The following is a 17,783-nucleotide window of genomic DNA, read 5'->3' on the forward strand; positions in this document are numbered from 1 at the left end:
CCCACGGGAGGGGCCGGGCAGTTCCTAGAGGCAGTGCTGTCACATGCCGTGCCGGCGGTAGCAGTGCCGAGAGACCAAGCCGGCGAATTGGACAGGAGATCAGATGAGTCGACAGGTGAATGAACTCAACTGGTTGATCACTGACTTTGCCGACCGGGTCCCTGACGTCGCCCACGCGATCGTCGTCTCCTCAGACGGCCTTCCGTTGGCCTCGTCGGCGGGGTTCCCGGCTGACAGGGCCGACCAGCTGGCGGCGATCGCCTCCGGTCTGTCGAGCCTGACGCAGGGCGCGGCCCGGGTGTTCGAAGGTGGGGCGGTCGCCCAGACCGTGGTGGAGATGGAGCGGGGGCTGATGCTCATCATGGCCATCAGCGACGGCTCCTGCCTCGCGGTCCTGGCGGCGGCGGAGAGCGACCTCGGCCTGGTCGCGTACGAGATGACCCTGCTCGTCGAGCGGGCGGGGCGGGCGCTGACACCAACGGCGCGCACCTCGGGAATCCACTGATCCACCACCGACAGGAGGAAGTGGTGGCACCTCACAGTAGAGATGCCGGGAGCGCCTCGTGGTTCGGACAACAGCCGGGCGGACCCCCCACCGGGGGGACGCCGGCCGTGCCGGGCGGCGGAGATGTTCCTCGACCAATCCAACAACAGTACGAACAACGACCCGCGGCGGGGAGCGCGCCCAGTTCTCTGGTCCGCCCCTACGCGGTCACCAAGGGACGCACCAAGCCGAAGTCGCAGCTTCCCCTGGAAGCTCTGATCTCGGCGACCGCCGCGGCCCGTAACGAGTCTGGGACGCTGACGCCCGAATGGCAGGCGATCAGCGACCTGTGCCGGGAATGGCGTTCCGTGGCGGAGATCTCCGCGCTGCTGCGGATGCCGCTCGGCGTGGCGCGGGTGCTTGTGGCGGACATGTCCGAGCAGGGACTGGTCCAGATCAGGTCCTCGCTCAACAACGAAGCCCGTCCCAACACCAACCTGCTTGAAAGGGTGCTCAGTGGACTTCGCAAGCTCTAGCCCAGCCGAGGAAGGCGGTGCTGGGGGGAACGCGATGACGTCGGTCAAGATCGTCGTCGCCGGGGGCTTCGGTGTCGGGAAGACGACATTCGTTGGCTCCGTCTCCGAGATCGTGCCGCTGACCACCGAGGCGGTCATGACCAGCGCCAGCGTCGGGGTGGACGACCTCGCCAAGACGCCGGACAAGCAGACCACCACCGTGGCGATGGACTTCGGCCGCGTCTCCCTCGACTCCGACCTGATCCTGTACCTGTTCGGCACACCCGGACAGCACCGGTTCTGGTTCATGTGGGACGACCTGGTCAAGGGTGCGATCGGCGCCGTCGTGCTGGTGGACACCCGCCGCCTGGCGGACTGCTTCCCGGCGATCGACTACTTCGAGGAGGCGCGCCTGCCGTTCATCGTGGGGATCAACGGCTTCGACGGCTACTACCCCCACGCCGCGGACGAGGTCCGGGACGCTCTGACGCTCAGCCCGGAGATCCCCATCGTCCAGGTGGACGCCCGTGACAAGGCCTCCACCAAGTCGACGCTCATCACCCTCGTCGAGCACGCCATCACGGTGGGGGACCCCGAGGGCGCCGCAGGACAGCCCACTTCCACGGGCGGTCAGAACTCCTGGCGTTAGCCCGCAGGCTTCTGGGCCAACCCGGGCCGGGGTCCCGCACAGAGCACGGCCCGGTTCCCGCGACGCGGGAACCGGGCGTCCGTGCTGGCATCATGGCGGGATGAGCTCTTCCTCCCAGCCCGGCGCAGAGGCGATGACACGGCGGTTCCGCGAGGTGGCCGAGCGGGTGCTCGACTTCCTTCTCGACGACGCCCCCGAGTGGGCGCTCGACCTGGGCGACCCCCGGGGCGCGGCCCGCCTCTCCGACCTGTCGGCGCAGGCCGACGCGCACCGCGTCGCGGTGCTCACCGACGCCCTCGGCTCCCTGGACGAGATCGACGGCGACCTCGTCCCCGCGGGCGACCTGGTCGACCTGGAGGTCCTGCGGTCGAGGATCAGCGCGGACCTGTGGCACACCACCGAGCTGCGGCCCCGCACGTGGGACCCGCTCCTGTACTCGCCGGGAGAGGCCCTCTACGCCCTCCTGGAGCGCGACACCCTCCCCCTTTCCGAGCGCCTGGCCGCCCTGGCCTCGCGCTGCGCCGCGCTGCCCGACTACCTCGCCACCGCGCGCGCCCGCCTGTCCGAGGGACCGGGCATGCCCCGTGTGCACGTCGAGACGGCCCTGGCGCAGCTCGACGGGGCCAGGGCCATGCTGGCCTCGGGCGTGCCCGCGCTGGCCGCACAGGAGCCGTCGGCGCCCTCCCGGCTCGAACCGGAGCGCCTGGCAGCCCTGGCCGCGGTGGAGGAGTACGCGGACTGGCTCCGCGGCCGGATGGAGGGGGCCACCGCGGACCCGCGGCTGGGCGCCCGGGACTTCGCCGCCCAGCTCTGGTACACGCTCGACTCCGAGCTGTCGCCCGACGCGCTCCTGGTGCGCGCCGAGAGCGACCTGCTGGCCACGGAGGAGGCGATCGCCGAGGCGGCCGCCGAGTACGAGGGCCGGCCCCGCCGCGAGGGCCAGGTGGCGGACGTGCTGGCGGCGCTCGCCGCGGAGAACGCCACGGACGCCGACACCGTGCGCCCGGCCTGCGCCGACGCGCTCATGCACCTCGACGGGCGTGTGCGCGGGCTCGACCTGGTGACGGTGTACGACGACCCCGTCCGGATCATCCCGATGCCCGAGTCGCGCAGGGGCGTGGCCGTGGCCTACTGCGACCCGCCCGCCCGCCTCCCCGCGCCCCCCTCCAGGGACGCCTTCGGCGCGGTCGTCCCCACCCCGCTGGACCCCGCGGTCCTGGAGCGGCCGACGCTGGTGGCGGTCGCCCCGCCGCCCGCCGACTGGCCGGCCGAGCGCCGGGCGTCGTTCTTCCGCGAGTACAACGCGAGCATGCTGCGCAACCTCATGGTCCACGAGGCGGTGCCGGGCCACGCGCTCCAGCTCGCCCACGCGGCGCGCCACACCGGCGGCACCCGGGTCGGCAACGTCCTGTGGAGCGGCACCTTCATCGAGGGGTGGGCGGTCTACGCGGAGGAGCTCCTCGCCCGGCACGGCTGGGCCGAGGACCCCCGGGAGAACCTGGCCCTGCGCCTGGTGCAGCTCAAGATGCGCCTGCGGATGATCCTCAACGCGATCCTGGACGTGCGCCTGCACACGGGCGACCTGGCCGAGGCCGAGGCGATCTCCCTGCTGACGCGGCGGGGCCACCAGGAGGAGGGCGAGGCGGTGGGCAAGTGGCGCCGGGCCCAGCTCACCAGCGCGCAGCTGTCCACCTACTACGTGGGCTACGCGGAGGTGTCCGACATCGCCCGGGACCTCGCCGCCGCGCGCCCCTCGCTCAGCGAGCGCGAGCGGCACGACGCGATGCTCGCCCACGGCTCCCCGCCCCCGCGCCACCTGCGCACGCTGCTCGGACTGTAGGGGCCCGGGCCGGGGAGGACGGGCAGGACACGGCCCCTCCCGCCGGTCCGGGAACGCGACCGGGGCCGCGAACCGGGCGAGCCGGGGCGCCTCGCGGGGAGGCCGCCGCCCCGCGGCACGGCGGCACGCCCGCGCGCGGGCCCTCCTATGCTGGGGACGCGGAGAGTACGGTCAGGCGACGGAAACGGACGACCCATGAACGGTGCCGAGGACGGGCGGGACGACCAGCGGGACGCCCCCGGAGCGGGAACCGGTTCCCCCGACGGCTGGGACCGCCTGTGGACCCCGCACCGGATGGCCTACATCAAGGGCGAGGGCAAGCCCACCGGCTCCCGCCCCGAGGACGGCTGCCCCTTCTGCCGCGCCCCGGCTCTCACGGACCCCGAAGGACTCGTGGTCGCCCGCGGCAAGAGCGCCTACGCGGTCCTCAACCTCTACCCGTACAACAGCGGCCACCTGATGGTGTGCCCCTACCGCCACGTCTCGGAGTACACCGGCCTGGACGAGGACGAGACCGCGGACGTCGCCGCGCTCACCCGCGCCGGCATCCGCGCCCTCACCGCGGCCTACCGGCCGCAGGGCTTCAACGTCGGCATGAACCTCGGCACCGCGGCGGGCGCGGGCATCGCCGCCCACCTGCACCAGCACATCGTTCCGCGCTGGGGCGGCGACGCCAACTTCATGCCCGTCGTCGGCCACACCAAGGTGCTGCCCGAGATGCTGGAGCAGACCCGGGAGAAGCTGGCCGACCACTGGCCCCGCGACTAGACAGCCCCGAGCACCGACCGCGCGGCGGCCCCAGGGCCGCGACAACGCACGGCCGCGGCGCCGCCCCCGGCCCGGCACCGGGCGGTCCGGTGGCGCGCCACCCCCACCGGACGCGGTTCCCACCCCCGGGGCCGTTCCCGCCCTACGATCACAAGAAGCCATGCTGAGAATCCTTCGCCCCATCACCTCCCGGGTCACCGCTCCGCTCGGACGGAGCCTCGCCCGGATCGGCCTCACACCGAACCTCGTGACCATCATCGGCGCCACCGGCGTCGTCATCAGCGCGCTCTACTTCTACCCCCGCGGCCAGCTGTACGCGGGCTCGGTCGTCATCACCGTGTTCGCGCTCTTCGACATGCTCGACGGCGCGGTGGCGCGCGCCAACGACAGCGGCAGCGCGTTCGGAGCCTTCCTCGACTCCACCCTCGACCGCGTGGCCGACGCCTCCATCCTCGCCGGGCTGCTCTGGTGGTTCATCGGCGACGGTGACGACCCGCTGCTCGCCGGACTGACGCTCTTCTGCCTGATCAGCGGCTTCATGGTGTCCTACATCAAGGCGCGGGCCGAGGGACTGGGCGTCAACTGCGACGTCGGCGTCGCCGAGCGCACCGAACGCCTGGTGATCATCCTGGTGGCCGTGGGGCTCAGCGAGCTCGGCGTGCCCTACGTCCTGGCCGGCGGCCTGTGGCTGCTCGCCGGGATGAGCCTGCTCACGGTCCTCCAGCGCCTGGTCGAGACCAGGGCCCGCCTCAACGACCCCTCCTACGTCGACGTCACCCGGAGCACGGAAGGCACGGCGGAGGGCACCGACGACACCGTCGGCGGGGCCTGAGGAAAGGACGGGGAGCACGACGTGGACGAACGCTGGGCCGATCTGGCCTACTCCGCGGGCTGGGAGCTGGTCCGACGCGCCCCCGAGGGGGCGGGCCGGGCCGTCTTCCGGCACCTGGCCGACCGCTCCTGGCGCGCCCACGACGGCGGGACGCGCGGCCTGGAGCGCAACCTGCGCCGCCTGCTCGGCCCCGGGGCCACCGACGCCCGGCTGCGCGCGCTGTCCCGGGCGGGCATGCGCTCCTACATGCGCTACTACTACGAGATGTTCCGGCTGCCGGCGATGGACGAGCGGTACATCCTCGGCCGCACCCGGGCCACCGGCATCGAGGTCCTGGAGAAGCACATCGGGTCGGGCCGGGGCGTGGTCGCCGCACTTCCCCACATGGGCAACTGGGACCACGCCGGGGCCTGGATCACCCTCCGGGGCACCCCCCTGACCACCGTCGCCCAGCGGCTGAGCCCGGAGAGCCTGTTCGAACGGTTCACGGCCTACCGCGAGTCCCTGGGGATGGAGGTGCTGCCGCTGACCGGCGGAGGCAACACGGTCGCGACCCTGGCGCGCCGGCTGCGCGACGGCGGGCTGGTCTGCCTGCTCGCCGACCGCGACATCCACGGCACGGGCCTGGAGGTGGACTTCTTCGGTGAGCGCGCCCGCGTGCCCTCGGGGCCCGCCGCGCTCGCCCTCAACACCGGGGCCGCACTCATGCCGGTCTCGCTCTGGTACGACGGCCCGTACTGGAACATCCGCGTCCACGACGAGATCCCCGTCGCGGAGGGGCCCACGCGCTCCGCGCGGATCCAGGCCACCGCGCAGGAGCTGGCCCGGGTCTTCGAGGGCGCCATCGCCGAGCACCCCGAGGACTGGCACATGCTCCAGCCGGTGTTCAGCCTCGACCACGAGCAGGACCGACTGCGGCGCCCGGGGGCCGGGGCCGCCGACCTCCGTCCCCCCGGGCGCCGGGACGGGTGAGGCGCACATGCGGATCGGCCTGGTCTGCCCCTACGCCTGGGACGTCCCGGGCGGGGTGCAGCAGCATGTCGGGGACCTCGCCGAGGCCCTGACCGGCATGGGGCACGAGGTGTCGGTGCTCGCCCCGGTGGGCGACGCCGGGACGGCCGTGCTCCCCGACCACCTCGTCCCCGCGGGGCGGCCGGTCCCGGTCCCCTACAACGGGTCTGTGGCCAGGCTCAGCTTCGGTCCGCGCACGGCGACACGGGTCCGCCGCTGGATCTCCGAGGGCGGTTTCGACGTGCTGCACGTCCACGAGCCCTCGGCGCCCAGCGTCTCCCTGCTGGCGTGCTGGGCTGCGGACGGCCCCCTGGTCGCCACGTTCCACACGTCCAACCCCCGCTCGCGGGCGATGGCCGCGAGCTCCCGGGCCCTGCGCTCGGCGACGGAGAAGATCAACGGACGCATCGCCGTGTCCGAGGCCGCCCGGCGGACCCTGGTGGAGCACGTCGGCGGGGACGCCGTGCTCATCCCCAACGGGGTCGCCGTGCGGGCCTTCGAGCACGCCGACCCCCTGCCGGGCTGGCCCGGGGAGGGCGGCTCCCTCGGTTTCCTCGGCAGGCTGGACGAACCGCGCAAGGGCCTGGCCGTGCTGCTGGACGCCTTCGCCCTGATGGCTCCCGCGCGCCCGGGCCTGCGACTGCTGGTCGCGGGTCCCGGGGACCGGGAGGCCGCGCTGGCCGGCGTCCCCGCCGGGCTCCGGGAGCGCGTCGTACCGCTCGGCCGCCTGGACGACGCCGACAAGGCGCGCGCGTACCGCTCCGCCGACGTCTTCTGCGCCCCCAACCTGGGAGGGGAGAGCTTCGGCATCGTCCTGACCGAGGCGATGGCGTCGGGGGCGGCGATCGTCGCCAGCGACATCCCCGCCTTCTCCGCGGTGCTGGAGGGGGGCGGCGCCGGAGACCTGTTCTCCGCGGGCGACCCCGCCGACCTGGCGGAGCGGGCGGGAGCGCTCCTGGACGACCCGGAACGGCGCCGCGCCCTCTCGGCGGCCGCCCGCAGGGCGGTGCGCGCCTACGACTGGGAGACCGTCGCCGCCGACGTCGTCCACGTGTACGAGACGGTGCTCGCGGGGCAGGGGACCGGTGACGGGCGCCGCCCGGGGGTGCGCCTGGACACCGGGCCCCGCGCCACGGCTCTGCTGCGGAGGGGGTCGGTGTGAGCGGGACCGGAACCGCGGATCGGGGTGAGCGGCCCTGATCGAGGACGTCCTCTTCGCCGCCGTGGTCGCCTGGGCGGTCCTGGCCCTGGCGCTGTTCGGGTTCTACCTGTCCTGGAGGGCCACGCGCCTGCACCGCCTGCACCACCGGGTCGACGTGGCCCGCGCGGGGCTGGAGGGCGCGCTGGCGCGCCGCCGGTCCGCCGTGCTCGCCCTGGCGGGGGCCGGGTGCGTTCCGCGGGCGGGGGCCCGTGCGCTGGAGGAGGCGGTCGCGGCGGCCGGCGAGGCGGGGGAGCGGCGCCTCGACCTCGCGGAGAGCAGGCTCTCCCGGGTCCTGCGGGACGTCGTCGAGGAAGCGGGGCCCGGGGGCGCGGCGTCGGCGCCCCCCGTGCGGGCCGAGGTGGAGGCGGCGGCCAAGGGCGTCCACATCGCCCGCACCTTCTACAACGACGCCGTCTCCGACACCCGCCGGGCGCGCCGCTCCAGGATCGTCCGCGTGTTCCGCCTGGCGGGCACCGCGCCCCTGCCGGACTACTTCGAGATCGACGACCGGCCGCCCCGGACCGCGCCCCCGGCCGCCCGCCCCGACACCCTGTAGAACCCCGGTCCGGGAAACCACCGATCTGGCCAAAGCCCCCGAAAGGGGGTGGAACTAGGATGGGGGGCTGGTCGACCCGGGGTGCGCGGCACCGACGGTGCCCGCGTGCCACCGCGCGGCCGCCGCCCCCGCTGCCCGGCGACCGCAGGCCCCAGCGGCAACTCGACGAACGGGAGTCCACAACCGTGGCCAACAACGCATCGAACAGCACCGAGGCAGTGGTCGGTACCCAGCGCGTCAAGCGAGGCATGGCCGAGCAGCTCAAGAACGGCGTCATCATGGACGTCGTCACGCCCGAGCAGGCCAAGATCGCCGAGGACGCCGGCGCCGTCGCGGTCATGGCCCTGGAGCGCGTCCCCGCCGACATCCGCAGGGACGGCGGCGTCGCCCGCATGTCCGACCCGGACATGATCGACGGCATCACCGCCGCCGTCTCCATCCCGGTCATGGCCAAGGTCCGCATCGGGCACTTCGTCGAGGCGCAGGTCCTGGAGTCCCTCGGCGTCGACTTCGTCGACGAGTCCGAGGTGCTCACCCCCGCCGACGAGGCCTACCACATCGACAAGTGGGCGTTCACCGTCCCCTTCGTGTGCGGGGCGACCAACCTCGGCGAGGCGCTGCGCCGCATCGCCGAGGGCGCGGCCATGATCCGCTCCAAGGGGGAGGCCGGGACCGGCAACGTGGTCGAGGCGACCCGGCACATGCGGTCCATCCGCTCCGAGATCAAGCGCCTGGGCACCCTGGACGAGGCCGAGCTCTTCGGCGCCGCCAAGGAGCTGCGAGCCCCGTTCGAGATCGTCAAGGAGGTCGCCGGCCTGGGCAGGCTCCCCGTTCCGCTGTTCTCCGCGGGCGGCGTGGCCACCCCGGCCGACGCCGCCCTCATGCGCCAGCTCGGGGCGGAGAGCGTGTTCGTGGGTTCGGGCATCTTCAAGTCCGGCGACCCGGCCCGGCGCGCCGACGCCATCGTGCAGGCGACCCTGCACTACGAGGACCCCGCCGTGATCGCCCGCGTCTCCCGCGGTCTGGGCGAGGCCATGGTCGGCATCAACCTCGACGAGCTCTCCGACGCCCAGCGCTACGCCGGACGCGGCTGGTAGACCCGGGCGCCCCGGCGCCCCGGGCGGGAGGCGGTCCCGCGCCGGTGCCGCCTCCCGCCCCCCGTCCCCGCTCCCCCCTCAGCCGACGAGTGAGGCCGTTCGTGACCAGCAGACCCACCATCGGAGTCCTCGCCCTCCAGGGCGACGTCGCCGAGCACCTGCGCGTCCTCGACACGCTGGACGTGCACACCGCCAAGGTGATCTCCCCCGACCAGCTCGACACCGTGGACGGCCTGGTCCTCCCCGGCGGGGAGTCCACCACGATGTCCAAGCTGGCCGTCAGGTACGGTCTGCTGGAACCGCTGCGCAAGAGGGTCCGGGCGGGGATGCCCGCCTACGGCACGTGCGCGGGCATGATCATGCTGGCGGACCGCGTCGAGGGCGCCGTCGAGGGGCAGGAGACCGTCGGGGGGATCGACATGACGGTCCGCCGCAACGCCTTCGGGCGCCAGACCGAGTCCTTCGAGGCGCCCGTGGACATCGACGGCCTGGACGGCGCGCCGTTCGACGCGCTGTTCATCCGCGCGCCCTGGGTGGAGCGGACGGGCCCCGAGGTCACGGTGCTCGGCAGCGTACCGGGCCCCGACGGGGCCGGTAGGATCGTCGCCGTACGACAGGGCGGCCTGATGGCCACGTCCTTCCATCCCGAACTGACCGGCGACGCGCGCATCCACCGCCTCTTCGTCGACCTCGTGAAAGGACATGCATGAGCGGCCACTCCAAGTGGGCCACCACCAAGCACAAGAAAGCCGTCATCGATGCCAAGCGCGGCAAACTCTTCGCCAAGCTGATCAAGAACATCGAGGTGGCCGCGCGTACCGGTGGTGGGGACCCCGACGGGAACCCGACGCTCTACGACGCCATCCAGAAGGCGCGCAAGAACTCGGTGCCGCTCGACAACATCGAGCGCGCACGCAAGCGGGGCTCCGGCGAGGAGGCCGGCGGCGCCGAGTGGCAGACCATCATGTACGAGGGCTACGCCCCCGGCGGCGTGGCGCTGCTCGTGGAGTGCCTGACCGACAACCGCAACCGCGCCGCGTCCGAGGTGCGCGTGGCGGTCACCCGCAACGGCGGCAACATGGCCGACGCCGGATCGGTGTCGTACATGTTCAACCGCAAGGGCGTCGTGATCGTCCCCAAGGAGGGGACGACCGAGGACGACGTCACCCTCGCCGTGCTGGACGCAGGGGCCGAGGAGGTCGAGGACCTGGGCGAGGCGTTCGAGATCGTCTGCGAGGCCACCGACCTGGTGCAGGTGCGCACCGCGCTCCAGGAGGCCGGCATCGACTACGAGTCCGCCGACTCCAGCTTCCTGCCGACCATGGAGGTCCCGGTCGACGCCGAGACCGCCAAGAAGGTCATGCGGTGCGTGGACGCGCTGGAGGACTCCGACGACGTGCAGAACGTCTTCACCAACGCGGACATCCCCGACGAGGTCATGGCCGAACTCGGCTAGCGCGCCGGCCGCGGGCGTGGCCGGCGCGGCACACGGCCCCCGGCCCCGCTGATCCCGTACCCGTGGCGGGTCCCGGACGACGGCCCGCCACGGGTACGGGATCGCGGACCCCTCGGACCACCGCGCCGGGGGACCCCGGGCGGGCCGCGGGGCCGTCACCGCCCGTGCCCGGCCGCCCCGCGACGGCTCCACCCGTCGCGCGCGACGCGGAGGAGACCGGGACCGGGCGCGGACGCCGGTGGCCGAGCCCCTCTGCGCGGTCGCGCCGCGGGTTCAGCCGCCGCCCCTCCGGAGCAGCTCGCGGACCTGCTCCGGAGCCTCGTGGAGCACCAGGTGCCCCGCGTCCGCGACCTCGTGGACGCCGGTGTCCAGGAGCCGCCGGGCCGCCCCGCGCAGGAGCGCGGGGGAGACGACGCGGTCGCGTGCCCCCGTCGCCACGGTCACCGGCGTCCCGCGCCAGTCGCGGAACTCCTCGCCCCGCAGCAGACCGGGCACCGTGTCCGCCCGGCAGTGGCGGCCCACCAGCGTCATCCACTCCGCGAGCGGCCCCGGCCCGGCCGGCCCGCCCCACGCGCCGATCAGCCGGGCACTGGTGTCCTCACCGGGGCGGAGCCGCCACGCGCACGTCGCGCGCAGGCGCCCGGGATCCCTCGCCGGGGCGGCCAGGCCGGCCGGGTTGACCAGCAGCAGGCGGTCCACCAGCGGAGAGGGCGGCGAGGACAGCACGGCGGCGGCCCCCAGCGCGTGTCCGAGGAGGACCACCGGGCGGTCCGTGACCTGGGGCAGCAGGGCGTCCAGCCACGCGCCGTAGGCGGCGGCCCGGCCCCCGAGGGGGCGGAGGGGGGAGCTCAGCCCCGGCTGCCCCGGCAGGTCGGCGAGGATCACGGTGCGGTCCCGGGCCAGGAGCCGCGCGGCGCCGGTGAGGGTCGCCGCGCCCATACCCGCACCGGGCAGGACCAGGACCGGGACCCCGCCACCGCCGCCGAGCACGTGGACCCGGGTGCCGCGGCCGTCCGCCACGATCCGGGGCAGGGGGCGCATCCCCGGGCAGGCGGCCAGCTCCCTCTCGCACCACGAGCGCACGGCGGCCTCGCCGGATCTGGAACGGTACACGCGCACGTGTGCCGGGAACGGGGTCGACATCTCTCACCTTCGGACGGCAGGCCGCGGCGCGCACGGGACCCGGACCGGCGGGAGCCGTCCGGGGCGCGCCGGGGCACGGGAAGCGGCCCGGCCCCGGGACGGGGCGCGGGCCTGGCAGGAGGGGCGGGGCCGGGGCGGTGCTCGCACGCGCCGCGGGCCGGGGGTCAGCGCAGCGGATCGAGGAGGCGCAGCTCCTCGGGGCGCTTCCCGGTGGCGACCTGCTCGGCGAGCAGCCGCCCCGTGACGGGACCGTGGGTGAGCCCCCACATCCCGTGGCCCCCCGCCACGTACACGCCGGGCGTGCGGGTCGCCCCGACCAGGGGCGCGCCGTCCGGGGTGACCGGACGCGGGCCGACCCACTCGTCGGTACGGCCCTCCCAGTCCACCCCGGCCAGGTGGGTGCGGGCCGACCTGACGATCGCCGCGACCCGCCGCTCCTCCATGGCCGCGTCCGGCGGTCGGAACTCCATCGTCCCCGCCACGCGCATCGCGCCCCGGTACGGCGTGCACGCCACCCGTGCCTCGGGGAGGTACACGGGACCGGGGACCGGGACGTCGGTGGGGACGGTGAACGAGTAGCCCCGGCCGGCGCGGACCCCGACCCGGACGCCGTGGGCGCGGACGAGGCGGTCGAACCACGCGCCCGTCGCCACGACCGCGGCGTCGGCGGTCAGCCGCTCCCCGCCGGAGGAACCCCGGGAACCGGCGAGGTCCGCGACGACCCCGCCTCCGTCAGGGCGGAGGCCGACGGCCTCCGCGCCGCCCCGGACCTCGCCCCCGCGCTCGCGCACGGACGCGGCCAGGGCCCGGACCAGGGCGCCCGGGTCCACATGGCGCTGCCCCTCCAGGCGCACCGCCGCGGCCACGCGGCCGGAGACCTGGGGGACCGCCTCGCGCGCCTGGTCGCCGGTGAGTACGGAGCGGTCCACGGACAGCCCAGAACGGGCCACGCGGTCGAGCTCGCGCAGCAGTGCGACGGCGGCGCCGGGCGAACGGAACACCGCCGTGACGGGTGCGCGGACCCCGGTCGTCACGACGCCCCCCTCGGCCAGGAGGTCGAAGGCGTCCAGGCACGCGGAGTTCAGGGGCAGGTTGGCGCGGACCGCGCGCTCCCACGCGCCCCACCGGCAGTGCGCGGCGAAGCGGGCGAGGAAGGCCCACAGGCCGGGGTCGGGGGAGAGGGGGACCGACAGCGGCGCGGACGGGTCCAGGAGGGCGCGTGCGCCGTAGCGGAGGACGCCGGGCTCGTTCAGGGGCAGCGCGAGAGCGGGCGAGAGCCATCCGGCGTTGCCCCAGGACGCGCCGGAGCCGACGTCGCCGCGGTCGATGACGACGACCCGGGCGCCGTGCTCCTGGAGGAACCAGGCCGTGGACAGCCCGACGACCCCCGCGCCGACGACCAGCACCCTCCGTGCCCTGCCGCCGAGACCCCTGCCCGCCATGTCCGTGCCCTCCGTCCTGCGTGTGCCCGATCCCCAGACTGGTGCCTCGCCCGCACCCGGGTGTTGTCCCCAGAGGACAACACAAGGGGCTTTGGATGTCACGGCGGCACAAGGGTCGAAGCCATGACAGTGGTGCTCCGGTGTCGCCCGGCGCCGTCGCCGCCGGCCCTCCGTGCCGAGGGGCGGGCGCCCGTGGGGCCCGGCGCCGTCCTCTCCGCCACCAAATGTTGAACTATGGTACAAGTAGTACGTTGGTTCAACTACTTCTGAGAGGGCGTGGCGGGCATGGGGAAATCAGAGCGCGCCGGGTGGCGCGAGTGGATCGGTCTCGCGCTGCTGGCGCTGCCGACCATGCTGCTCGGGCTCGACGTGACGGCGCTCTACCTCGTCGTTCCGAGCCTGGCCGCGGACCTGGACCCGACCGCGACGGAGACACTGTGGATCATGGACGCCTACGGCTTCCTCATCGCGGGCTTCCTGATCACGATGGGGACGCTGGGCGACCGGATCGGGCGGCGCCGACTGCTGATGATCGGGGCGGCGGCGTTCGGCGCGACCTCGGTCCTCGCGGCGTTCGCCCCCAGCGCCCTGTGGCTGATCGTGGCGCGGGCACTGCTCGGAGTGGCCGGCGCGACGCTCATGCCCTCGACGCTGTCGCTGGTCAGCACCATGTTCACCGACGTCCGGCAGCGGGCGCTGGCGATCGGCGTGTGGGCGACGATGTTCGCCCTGGGGATGGCGGCGGGCCCGGTCGCGGGCGGGGCGCTGGTCGCCGACCTCTGGTGGGGCGCGGTCTTCCTCGTCGCCGTGCCGGTCGCCGTGCTGGTCCTGGTCGCCGCGCCGGTGCTCCTGCCGGAGTACCGGTCCTCCGCCGGCCCTCTCGACCTGTTGAGCGTCGGGCTGTCCCTCGCGGCGATGCTGCCGATCGTCTACGCGGTCAAGCACGCGGCCGCCCACGGCGTCGATGCCCCTGCGGTGTTTGCGGCCCTCGTCGGCGGTGGAGCCGCGGTCGCGTTCGTCCGTCGCCAGCTGCGCCTGAGCGAGCCGCTGCTGGACATGGGGCTCTTCACCGGCCGGGCCTTCTCCGCGGCCCTGTCCGTCCTGTTGGTCGGCCTGGCCGGCTTCGGCGGAGCGATGTACCTCGTCACCCAGTACCTACAGCTCGTCGCGGGCCTCTCACCGCTGACGGCCGGGCTGTGGATGGGGCCGCCCGCACTGGCCATGCTCGTCGGCGCCGTCGGCGCCCCGCTCGTGGCCGTTCGCGTGTCGCCCGGCGTCGTCATGTCGGCCACCCTGGCGCTGTCGCTGTCCGGATACGCCCTGCTCTCCCTCGCGGGGGCCGACAGCACACCGGGCGTGATCGCCGGATTCGCGTTCGTCTACCTCGGACTCGGGGTCATCGCCGCGCTCGGTACCGACATCGTCGTGGGCGCGGCGCCACCGGAGAAGTCCGGATCGGCGGCCGCGCTCTCCGAGACCGTTCAGGAACTCGGCATCGCGGCGGGGGTCGCGCTCCTGGGAAGCCTGACCACCGTGATCTACCGGAGCCGGGTCGAGGCCCCGTCCGGGCTGTCCCCCTCCGAGGCCGATGCCTACGGTGACAGCCTCCTCGGGGCCTCCTCCCTCGGGAACCAGTTGTCGGCCCCGGCCCTCGACCAGGCACGAGCCGCGTTCACCGGCGGACTCAACACCGCCGCCGTGCTGGCCGGCCTCGCCGTGGCGGCTGCTTCGCTGGTCTGCTTCACGGCGCTGCGCCACCTCCGGCCCCTGGGCGACACCGCCGGTGGGACGGAGCCGATAGCCTCGTCGGCAGGAACGGCGACCACTGGTGAGCGGGAAGATGGCGGCTGAACGAAAACCTGTCGACGGGCGCAGACTGCGCGGTGAACGCCGCCGGGCCCAGATCATCGAGGCGACGCTCGCGATCGTCCGCCGCGACGGGGCCTCCGGCGTCACCCACCGCACCGTGGCCAAGGAGGCGGGCATCACCACCAGCCTGACCCTCTACTACTTCGCGACCTTGGACGACCTGTTGGTGGCCGCCCTGACCAGCGTCACGGACGAGTACACCCGCCGCATCCGCCGACTCATCGAGTCCGAGGACGACCCGATCGCCGGCCTCGCCCACCTCATCGCCGAATCCGCCGGCCCGGGCCGGGAACGCGCACTCGCCGAACGGGAGCTGTCGACCCTGGCGGCCCGCCGCCCCGCCCTGCGGCCGGTGGCACGGCACTGGCGCGACAACGTCGCGGAGCTCGCCCGGACCCAGACCGACGACCCCGATGCGGTCGAAGCCGTCGTCGCGCTGTCCGACGGCCTGTGCGCGGCCATCCTCCTCGACGACCGCGAGGCCGACCCGGACCACATCCGGGGCGTCCTCGGCAGGGCGCTGGGGTGAACCCGCCCGAGGGCCGTCGACGGCACCGGCGAGTCCCGACCGGCGTCGCGGACGCCCCGCCCCGTGACGGCCGGGGTCCCGTCCCGTGGTCGCGACCGCGCCCGCCCTCCGCCTCGTGGAGGGCGGGTCCCGGCGACCGGCGGCGCGCGTCCGTCCGCACCGGCGCCCCCGCCCCACGGACGGCCCCGCCACGGGGACCGACCGGCGCGGGCGGGGCCCCGGTCCCGGGCGGGCTCAGGGGAGGCGGCTGAGCACCTCGCCCGTGAACTCGTCCGTGCCCGCGGTCCCGCCCAGGTCGGCCGTGCGCACCGGCGAGGACGCCAGGACGCCCCGGACCGCGTCCATCACCTGCGCGCCCGCCTCGGCGTGGCCCAGGTGGTCGAGCATCATCGACGCCGACCAGATCGCGCCGAGCGGGTTGGCCAGCCCCCGGCCCGCGATGTCGGGGGCCGACCCGTGCACCGGCTCGAACATCGACGGGAACTCGCGCTCCGGGTTGAGGTTCGCGGACGGGGCCACCCCGATACCGCCCGCGACCGCGGCGGCGAGGTCGCTGAGGATGTCCCCGAACAGGTTGGAGCCGACGATCACGTCGAACCGGGCCGGGTCCAGGACGATCTTGGCGGCCAGGGCGTCGATGTGCTCCTGCTCCCACGACACGTCCGGGTGCTCGGCCGCGCGCTCCGCCACCAGCTCGTCCCAGAACGGCATGGTGTGCACGATCCCGTTGGACTTGGTGGCGGAGGTCAGCCGTCCGCCGCGCCGGCCGGCCAGGTCGAAGGCGTACTCCAGCACCCGTTCGACGCCCCTGCGGGTGAACACCGACTCCTGGACGACCGTCTCCTCCGGGGTCCCCTCGAAGATACGCCCGCCGACCTGCGAGTACTCGCCCTCGTTGTTCTCGCGCACGACCACGAGGTCGACCTCTCCGGGGAGCGCCCGGGAGACCGGGCTCGGCACCCCCTCCAGGACGGAGATCGGGCGCAGGTTGACGTACTGCCGGAACCCCCGCCGGATGGGGATGAGCAGTCCCCACAGCGAGACGTGGTCGGGCACCCCGGGCCGGCCCACGGCGCCCAGCAGTACGGAGTCGTGGTGCCTGATCCGGTCGAGGCCGTCCTCGGGCATCATCGAGCCCTCGGCCAGGTAGCGCTCGCAGGACCAGTCGAACTCGTCGTAGGCCAGCGAGAGGCCGTGGTGGCGGCCGACCCGGTCCAGGACGGCGCGGGCGGCGGGCAGGACCTCCTTGCCGATCCCGTCGCCGGGGATCGTGGCGATGCGGTAGTGCTTCATGTCGTCTCCCGTGAATGAGGGCCGGTGTGCCCGGCGGGGGCGCGGGGCGCCCGGCGGAGGGGAGCTGTGGGCCCGGGGGCACGCGGGTCCCGCGGCGTGCGCGGGAGCCCGGCGGACGGCGGCTCGTTCCTGCACCGATCCCAGCAGCCGCCGGGGCGCGCGTCCAAGACCGTCTGCCGATACCTTTGATAGGCCAGGCCTATAAGGAGACGGGAGTTCGCTGTGGACGTCCGGCAGTTGGAGTACTTCCTGGCCGTGGTCGACCACGGCGGCGTGAACCGCGCGGCCACCGCCCTCCACCTGGCCCAGCCCTCGCTCTCCCAGGCGCTCCGGTCGCTGGAGCGGGACCTGGGCAGCGACCTCTTCCACCGGATCGGCCGCAGGGTCGTCCTGACCGGGGCCGGGCACGCGCTGGTCGGACCGGCCCGCGAGGCCGTGCGCGGCCTGGACCTGGCCCGCTCCGCCGTCGAGGCGGCCCAGGGGCTGAGGCGCGGCAGGGTGGACGTGGCGACCCTGCCCACCCAGGCGATCCAGCCGCTGACCGGCCTGGTCTCGGGGTTCACGGCGCTGCACCCGGAGATGTCGGTGTCGGTCAGGGTGGCCCTGACCGCGCGCGACGCGGTCGACATGGTCCGGACCGGGGCGTGCGAGCTCGGCGTGGTGGCCACGGCGGGACCGCTTCCCGAGGCCGGGGTCCGCGTGCGCCCGCTGGTCCGGCAGGCCTTCGTGCTCCTGGCCCCGCGGGACGGCCCCTTCCGCGAGGGGGAGCCCGTGCCCGTCGAGCGGCTGGCGGGCCGGAGGCTGATCGTGGGCCAGCAGGGGTCGGGCATGCGCCGGTTCGTCGACGACCTGGTCGCCGACGGGCTGGAGGCCCACATCGCCGTGGAGACGGAGGACCGCCTCTCCGTCCTGCCGCTGGTCCTGGCCGGCTCGGGACTGGCCGTGGTGACCGACGCCTGGCGCGACCTCGCCGAGAGGGCGGGCGCGCTGGTCCTGGACCTGGTCCCCACCGGTCACCTGGACGTGGCGCTGATCAGCAGGCGCGGGCCCCTCACCGCGGGGGCGGAGGCCTTCGCCGCCCACGCGGTCGGCTGAGCT

At 74.5% G+C, this 17,783-nt stretch carries 18 protein-coding genes; 15 read left to right on the forward strand and 3 right to left on the reverse strand.

The window, feature by feature from the left end; translation table 11 throughout:
* Positions 1-103: 103 nt before the first annotated feature.
* The 12 genes from ACFQBR_RS01650 to ACFQBR_RS01705 all read left to right on the forward strand — a co-directional run bounded on the left by ACFQBR_RS01650 (position 104) and on the right by ACFQBR_RS01705 (position 10,409).
* Positions 104-505, forward strand: coding sequence for a roadblock/LC7 domain-containing protein (locus tag ACFQBR_RS01650; protein WP_014909276.1), 402 nt, complete (start codon positions 104-106; stop codon positions 503-505).
* Between the two features lie 107 nt (positions 506-612).
* Positions 613-1,020, forward strand: a complete 408-nt coding sequence (locus tag ACFQBR_RS01655; protein WP_267945894.1) for a DUF742 domain-containing protein — start codon at positions 613-615, stop codon at positions 1,018-1,020.
* A 34-nt stretch (positions 1,021-1,054) separates the two neighbouring features.
* Positions 1,055-1,648: a GTP-binding protein gene (locus ACFQBR_RS01660; RefSeq protein WP_017565656.1), complete on the forward strand. Its 594-nt coding sequence runs from the start codon at positions 1,055-1,057 to the stop codon at positions 1,646-1,648.
* Between the two features lie 100 nt (positions 1,649-1,748).
* Positions 1,749-3,488: a DUF885 domain-containing protein gene (locus tag ACFQBR_RS01665; RefSeq protein WP_267945893.1), complete on the forward strand. Its 1,740-nt coding sequence runs from the start codon at positions 1,749-1,751 to the stop codon at positions 3,486-3,488.
* A gap of 195 nt (positions 3,489-3,683) precedes the next feature.
* Entirely contained in the window at positions 3,684-4,256 is a 573-nt protein-coding gene (locus ACFQBR_RS01670; protein ID WP_344176275.1) for an HIT family protein, read from the forward strand.
* A 181-nt stretch (positions 4,257-4,437) separates the two neighbouring features.
* On the forward strand, positions 4,438-5,088 hold the full coding sequence (gene pgsA / locus ACFQBR_RS01675) for a phosphatidylinositol phosphate synthase (RefSeq protein ID WP_267950463.1): 651 nt from the start codon (positions 4,438-4,440) through the stop codon (positions 5,086-5,088).
* 21 nt (positions 5,089-5,109) lie between these two features.
* The gene (locus ACFQBR_RS01680; protein WP_344176278.1) at positions 5,110-6,060 is read left to right on the forward strand and encodes a phosphatidylinositol mannoside acyltransferase; all 951 of its coding nucleotides are present in this window, start codon (positions 5,110-5,112) and stop codon (positions 6,058-6,060) included.
* Between the two features lie 7 nt (positions 6,061-6,067).
* Positions 6,068-7,261 carry a glycosyltransferase family 4 protein gene (locus ACFQBR_RS01685; RefSeq protein ID WP_344176281.1) on the forward strand — a complete coding sequence of 398 codons (1,194 nt, stop codon included), beginning with the start codon at positions 6,068-6,070 and terminating at the stop codon, positions 7,259-7,261.
* A gap of 61 nt (positions 7,262-7,322) precedes the next feature.
* Entirely contained in the window at positions 7,323-7,856 is a 534-nt protein-coding gene (locus tag ACFQBR_RS01690) for a hypothetical protein (protein ID WP_267945889.1), read from the forward strand.
* Between the two features lie 185 nt (positions 7,857-8,041).
* The gene (gene pdxS / locus ACFQBR_RS01695) at positions 8,042-8,953 is read left to right on the forward strand and encodes a pyridoxal 5'-phosphate synthase lyase subunit PdxS (RefSeq protein WP_267945888.1); all 912 of its coding nucleotides are present in this window, start codon (positions 8,042-8,044) and stop codon (positions 8,951-8,953) included.
* Between the two features lie 101 nt (positions 8,954-9,054).
* Positions 9,055-9,663: a pyridoxal 5'-phosphate synthase glutaminase subunit PdxT gene (pdxT, locus tag ACFQBR_RS01700; RefSeq protein WP_344176285.1), complete on the forward strand. Its 609-nt coding sequence runs from the start codon at positions 9,055-9,057 to the stop codon at positions 9,661-9,663.
* Complete coding sequence (locus ACFQBR_RS01705) at positions 9,660-10,409, forward strand: YebC/PmpR family DNA-binding transcriptional regulator (RefSeq protein WP_267945886.1); 750 nt, start codon at positions 9,660-9,662, stop codon at positions 10,407-10,409. The genes pdxT and ACFQBR_RS01705 overlap by 4 nt, the downstream gene beginning before the upstream one ends.
* Positions 10,410-10,682: 273 nt before the next feature.
* On the opposite strand, the gene ACFQBR_RS01710 is transcribed toward ACFQBR_RS01705, so the two are convergent.
* Together ACFQBR_RS01710 and ACFQBR_RS01715 are read right to left on the reverse strand one after the other, a co-directional pair.
* Complete coding sequence (locus ACFQBR_RS01710; RefSeq protein ID WP_344176287.1) at positions 10,683-11,552, reverse strand: alpha/beta fold hydrolase; 870 nt, start codon at positions 11,550-11,552, stop codon at positions 10,683-10,685.
* Positions 11,553-11,716: 164 nt separating this feature from the next.
* The gene (locus ACFQBR_RS01715) at positions 11,717-12,994 is read right to left on the reverse strand and encodes an NAD(P)/FAD-dependent oxidoreductase (protein WP_344176289.1); all 1,278 of its coding nucleotides are present in this window, start codon (positions 12,992-12,994) and stop codon (positions 11,717-11,719) included.
* 285 nt (positions 12,995-13,279) lie between these two features.
* On the opposite strand from ACFQBR_RS01715, the gene ACFQBR_RS01720 reads away from it, so the two are divergent.
* Both ACFQBR_RS01720 and ACFQBR_RS01725 read left to right on the forward strand, forming a co-directional pair.
* Entirely contained in the window at positions 13,280-14,845 is a 1,566-nt protein-coding gene (locus ACFQBR_RS01720) for an MFS transporter (RefSeq protein ID WP_344176291.1), read from the forward strand.
* On the forward strand, positions 14,835-15,392 hold the full coding sequence (locus ACFQBR_RS01725; protein WP_344176293.1) for a TetR/AcrR family transcriptional regulator: 558 nt from the start codon (positions 14,835-14,837) through the stop codon (positions 15,390-15,392). Before ACFQBR_RS01720 ends, ACFQBR_RS01725 begins: the two co-directional genes overlap by 11 nt.
* 234 nt (positions 15,393-15,626) lie before the next feature.
* Here the strand turns inward: ACFQBR_RS01725 and ACFQBR_RS01730 are convergent, their stop codons facing one another.
* Positions 15,627-16,685 carry a tartrate dehydrogenase gene (locus ACFQBR_RS01730; protein WP_344176295.1) on the reverse strand — a complete coding sequence of 353 codons (1,059 nt, stop codon included), beginning with the start codon at positions 16,683-16,685 and terminating at the stop codon, positions 15,627-15,629.
* Positions 16,686-16,907: 222 nt separating this feature from the next.
* On the opposite strand from ACFQBR_RS01730, the gene ACFQBR_RS01735 reads away from it, so the two are divergent.
* Positions 16,908-17,780, forward strand: coding sequence for a LysR family transcriptional regulator (locus ACFQBR_RS01735; RefSeq protein WP_344176297.1), 873 nt, complete (start codon positions 16,908-16,910; stop codon positions 17,778-17,780).
* Positions 17,781-17,783: the final 3 nt, after the last annotated feature.

Source organism: Nocardiopsis tropica (assembly GCF_042660575.1).
Classification (GTDB): domain Bacteria; phylum Actinomycetota; class Actinomycetes; order Streptosporangiales; family Streptosporangiaceae; genus Nocardiopsis; species Nocardiopsis tropica.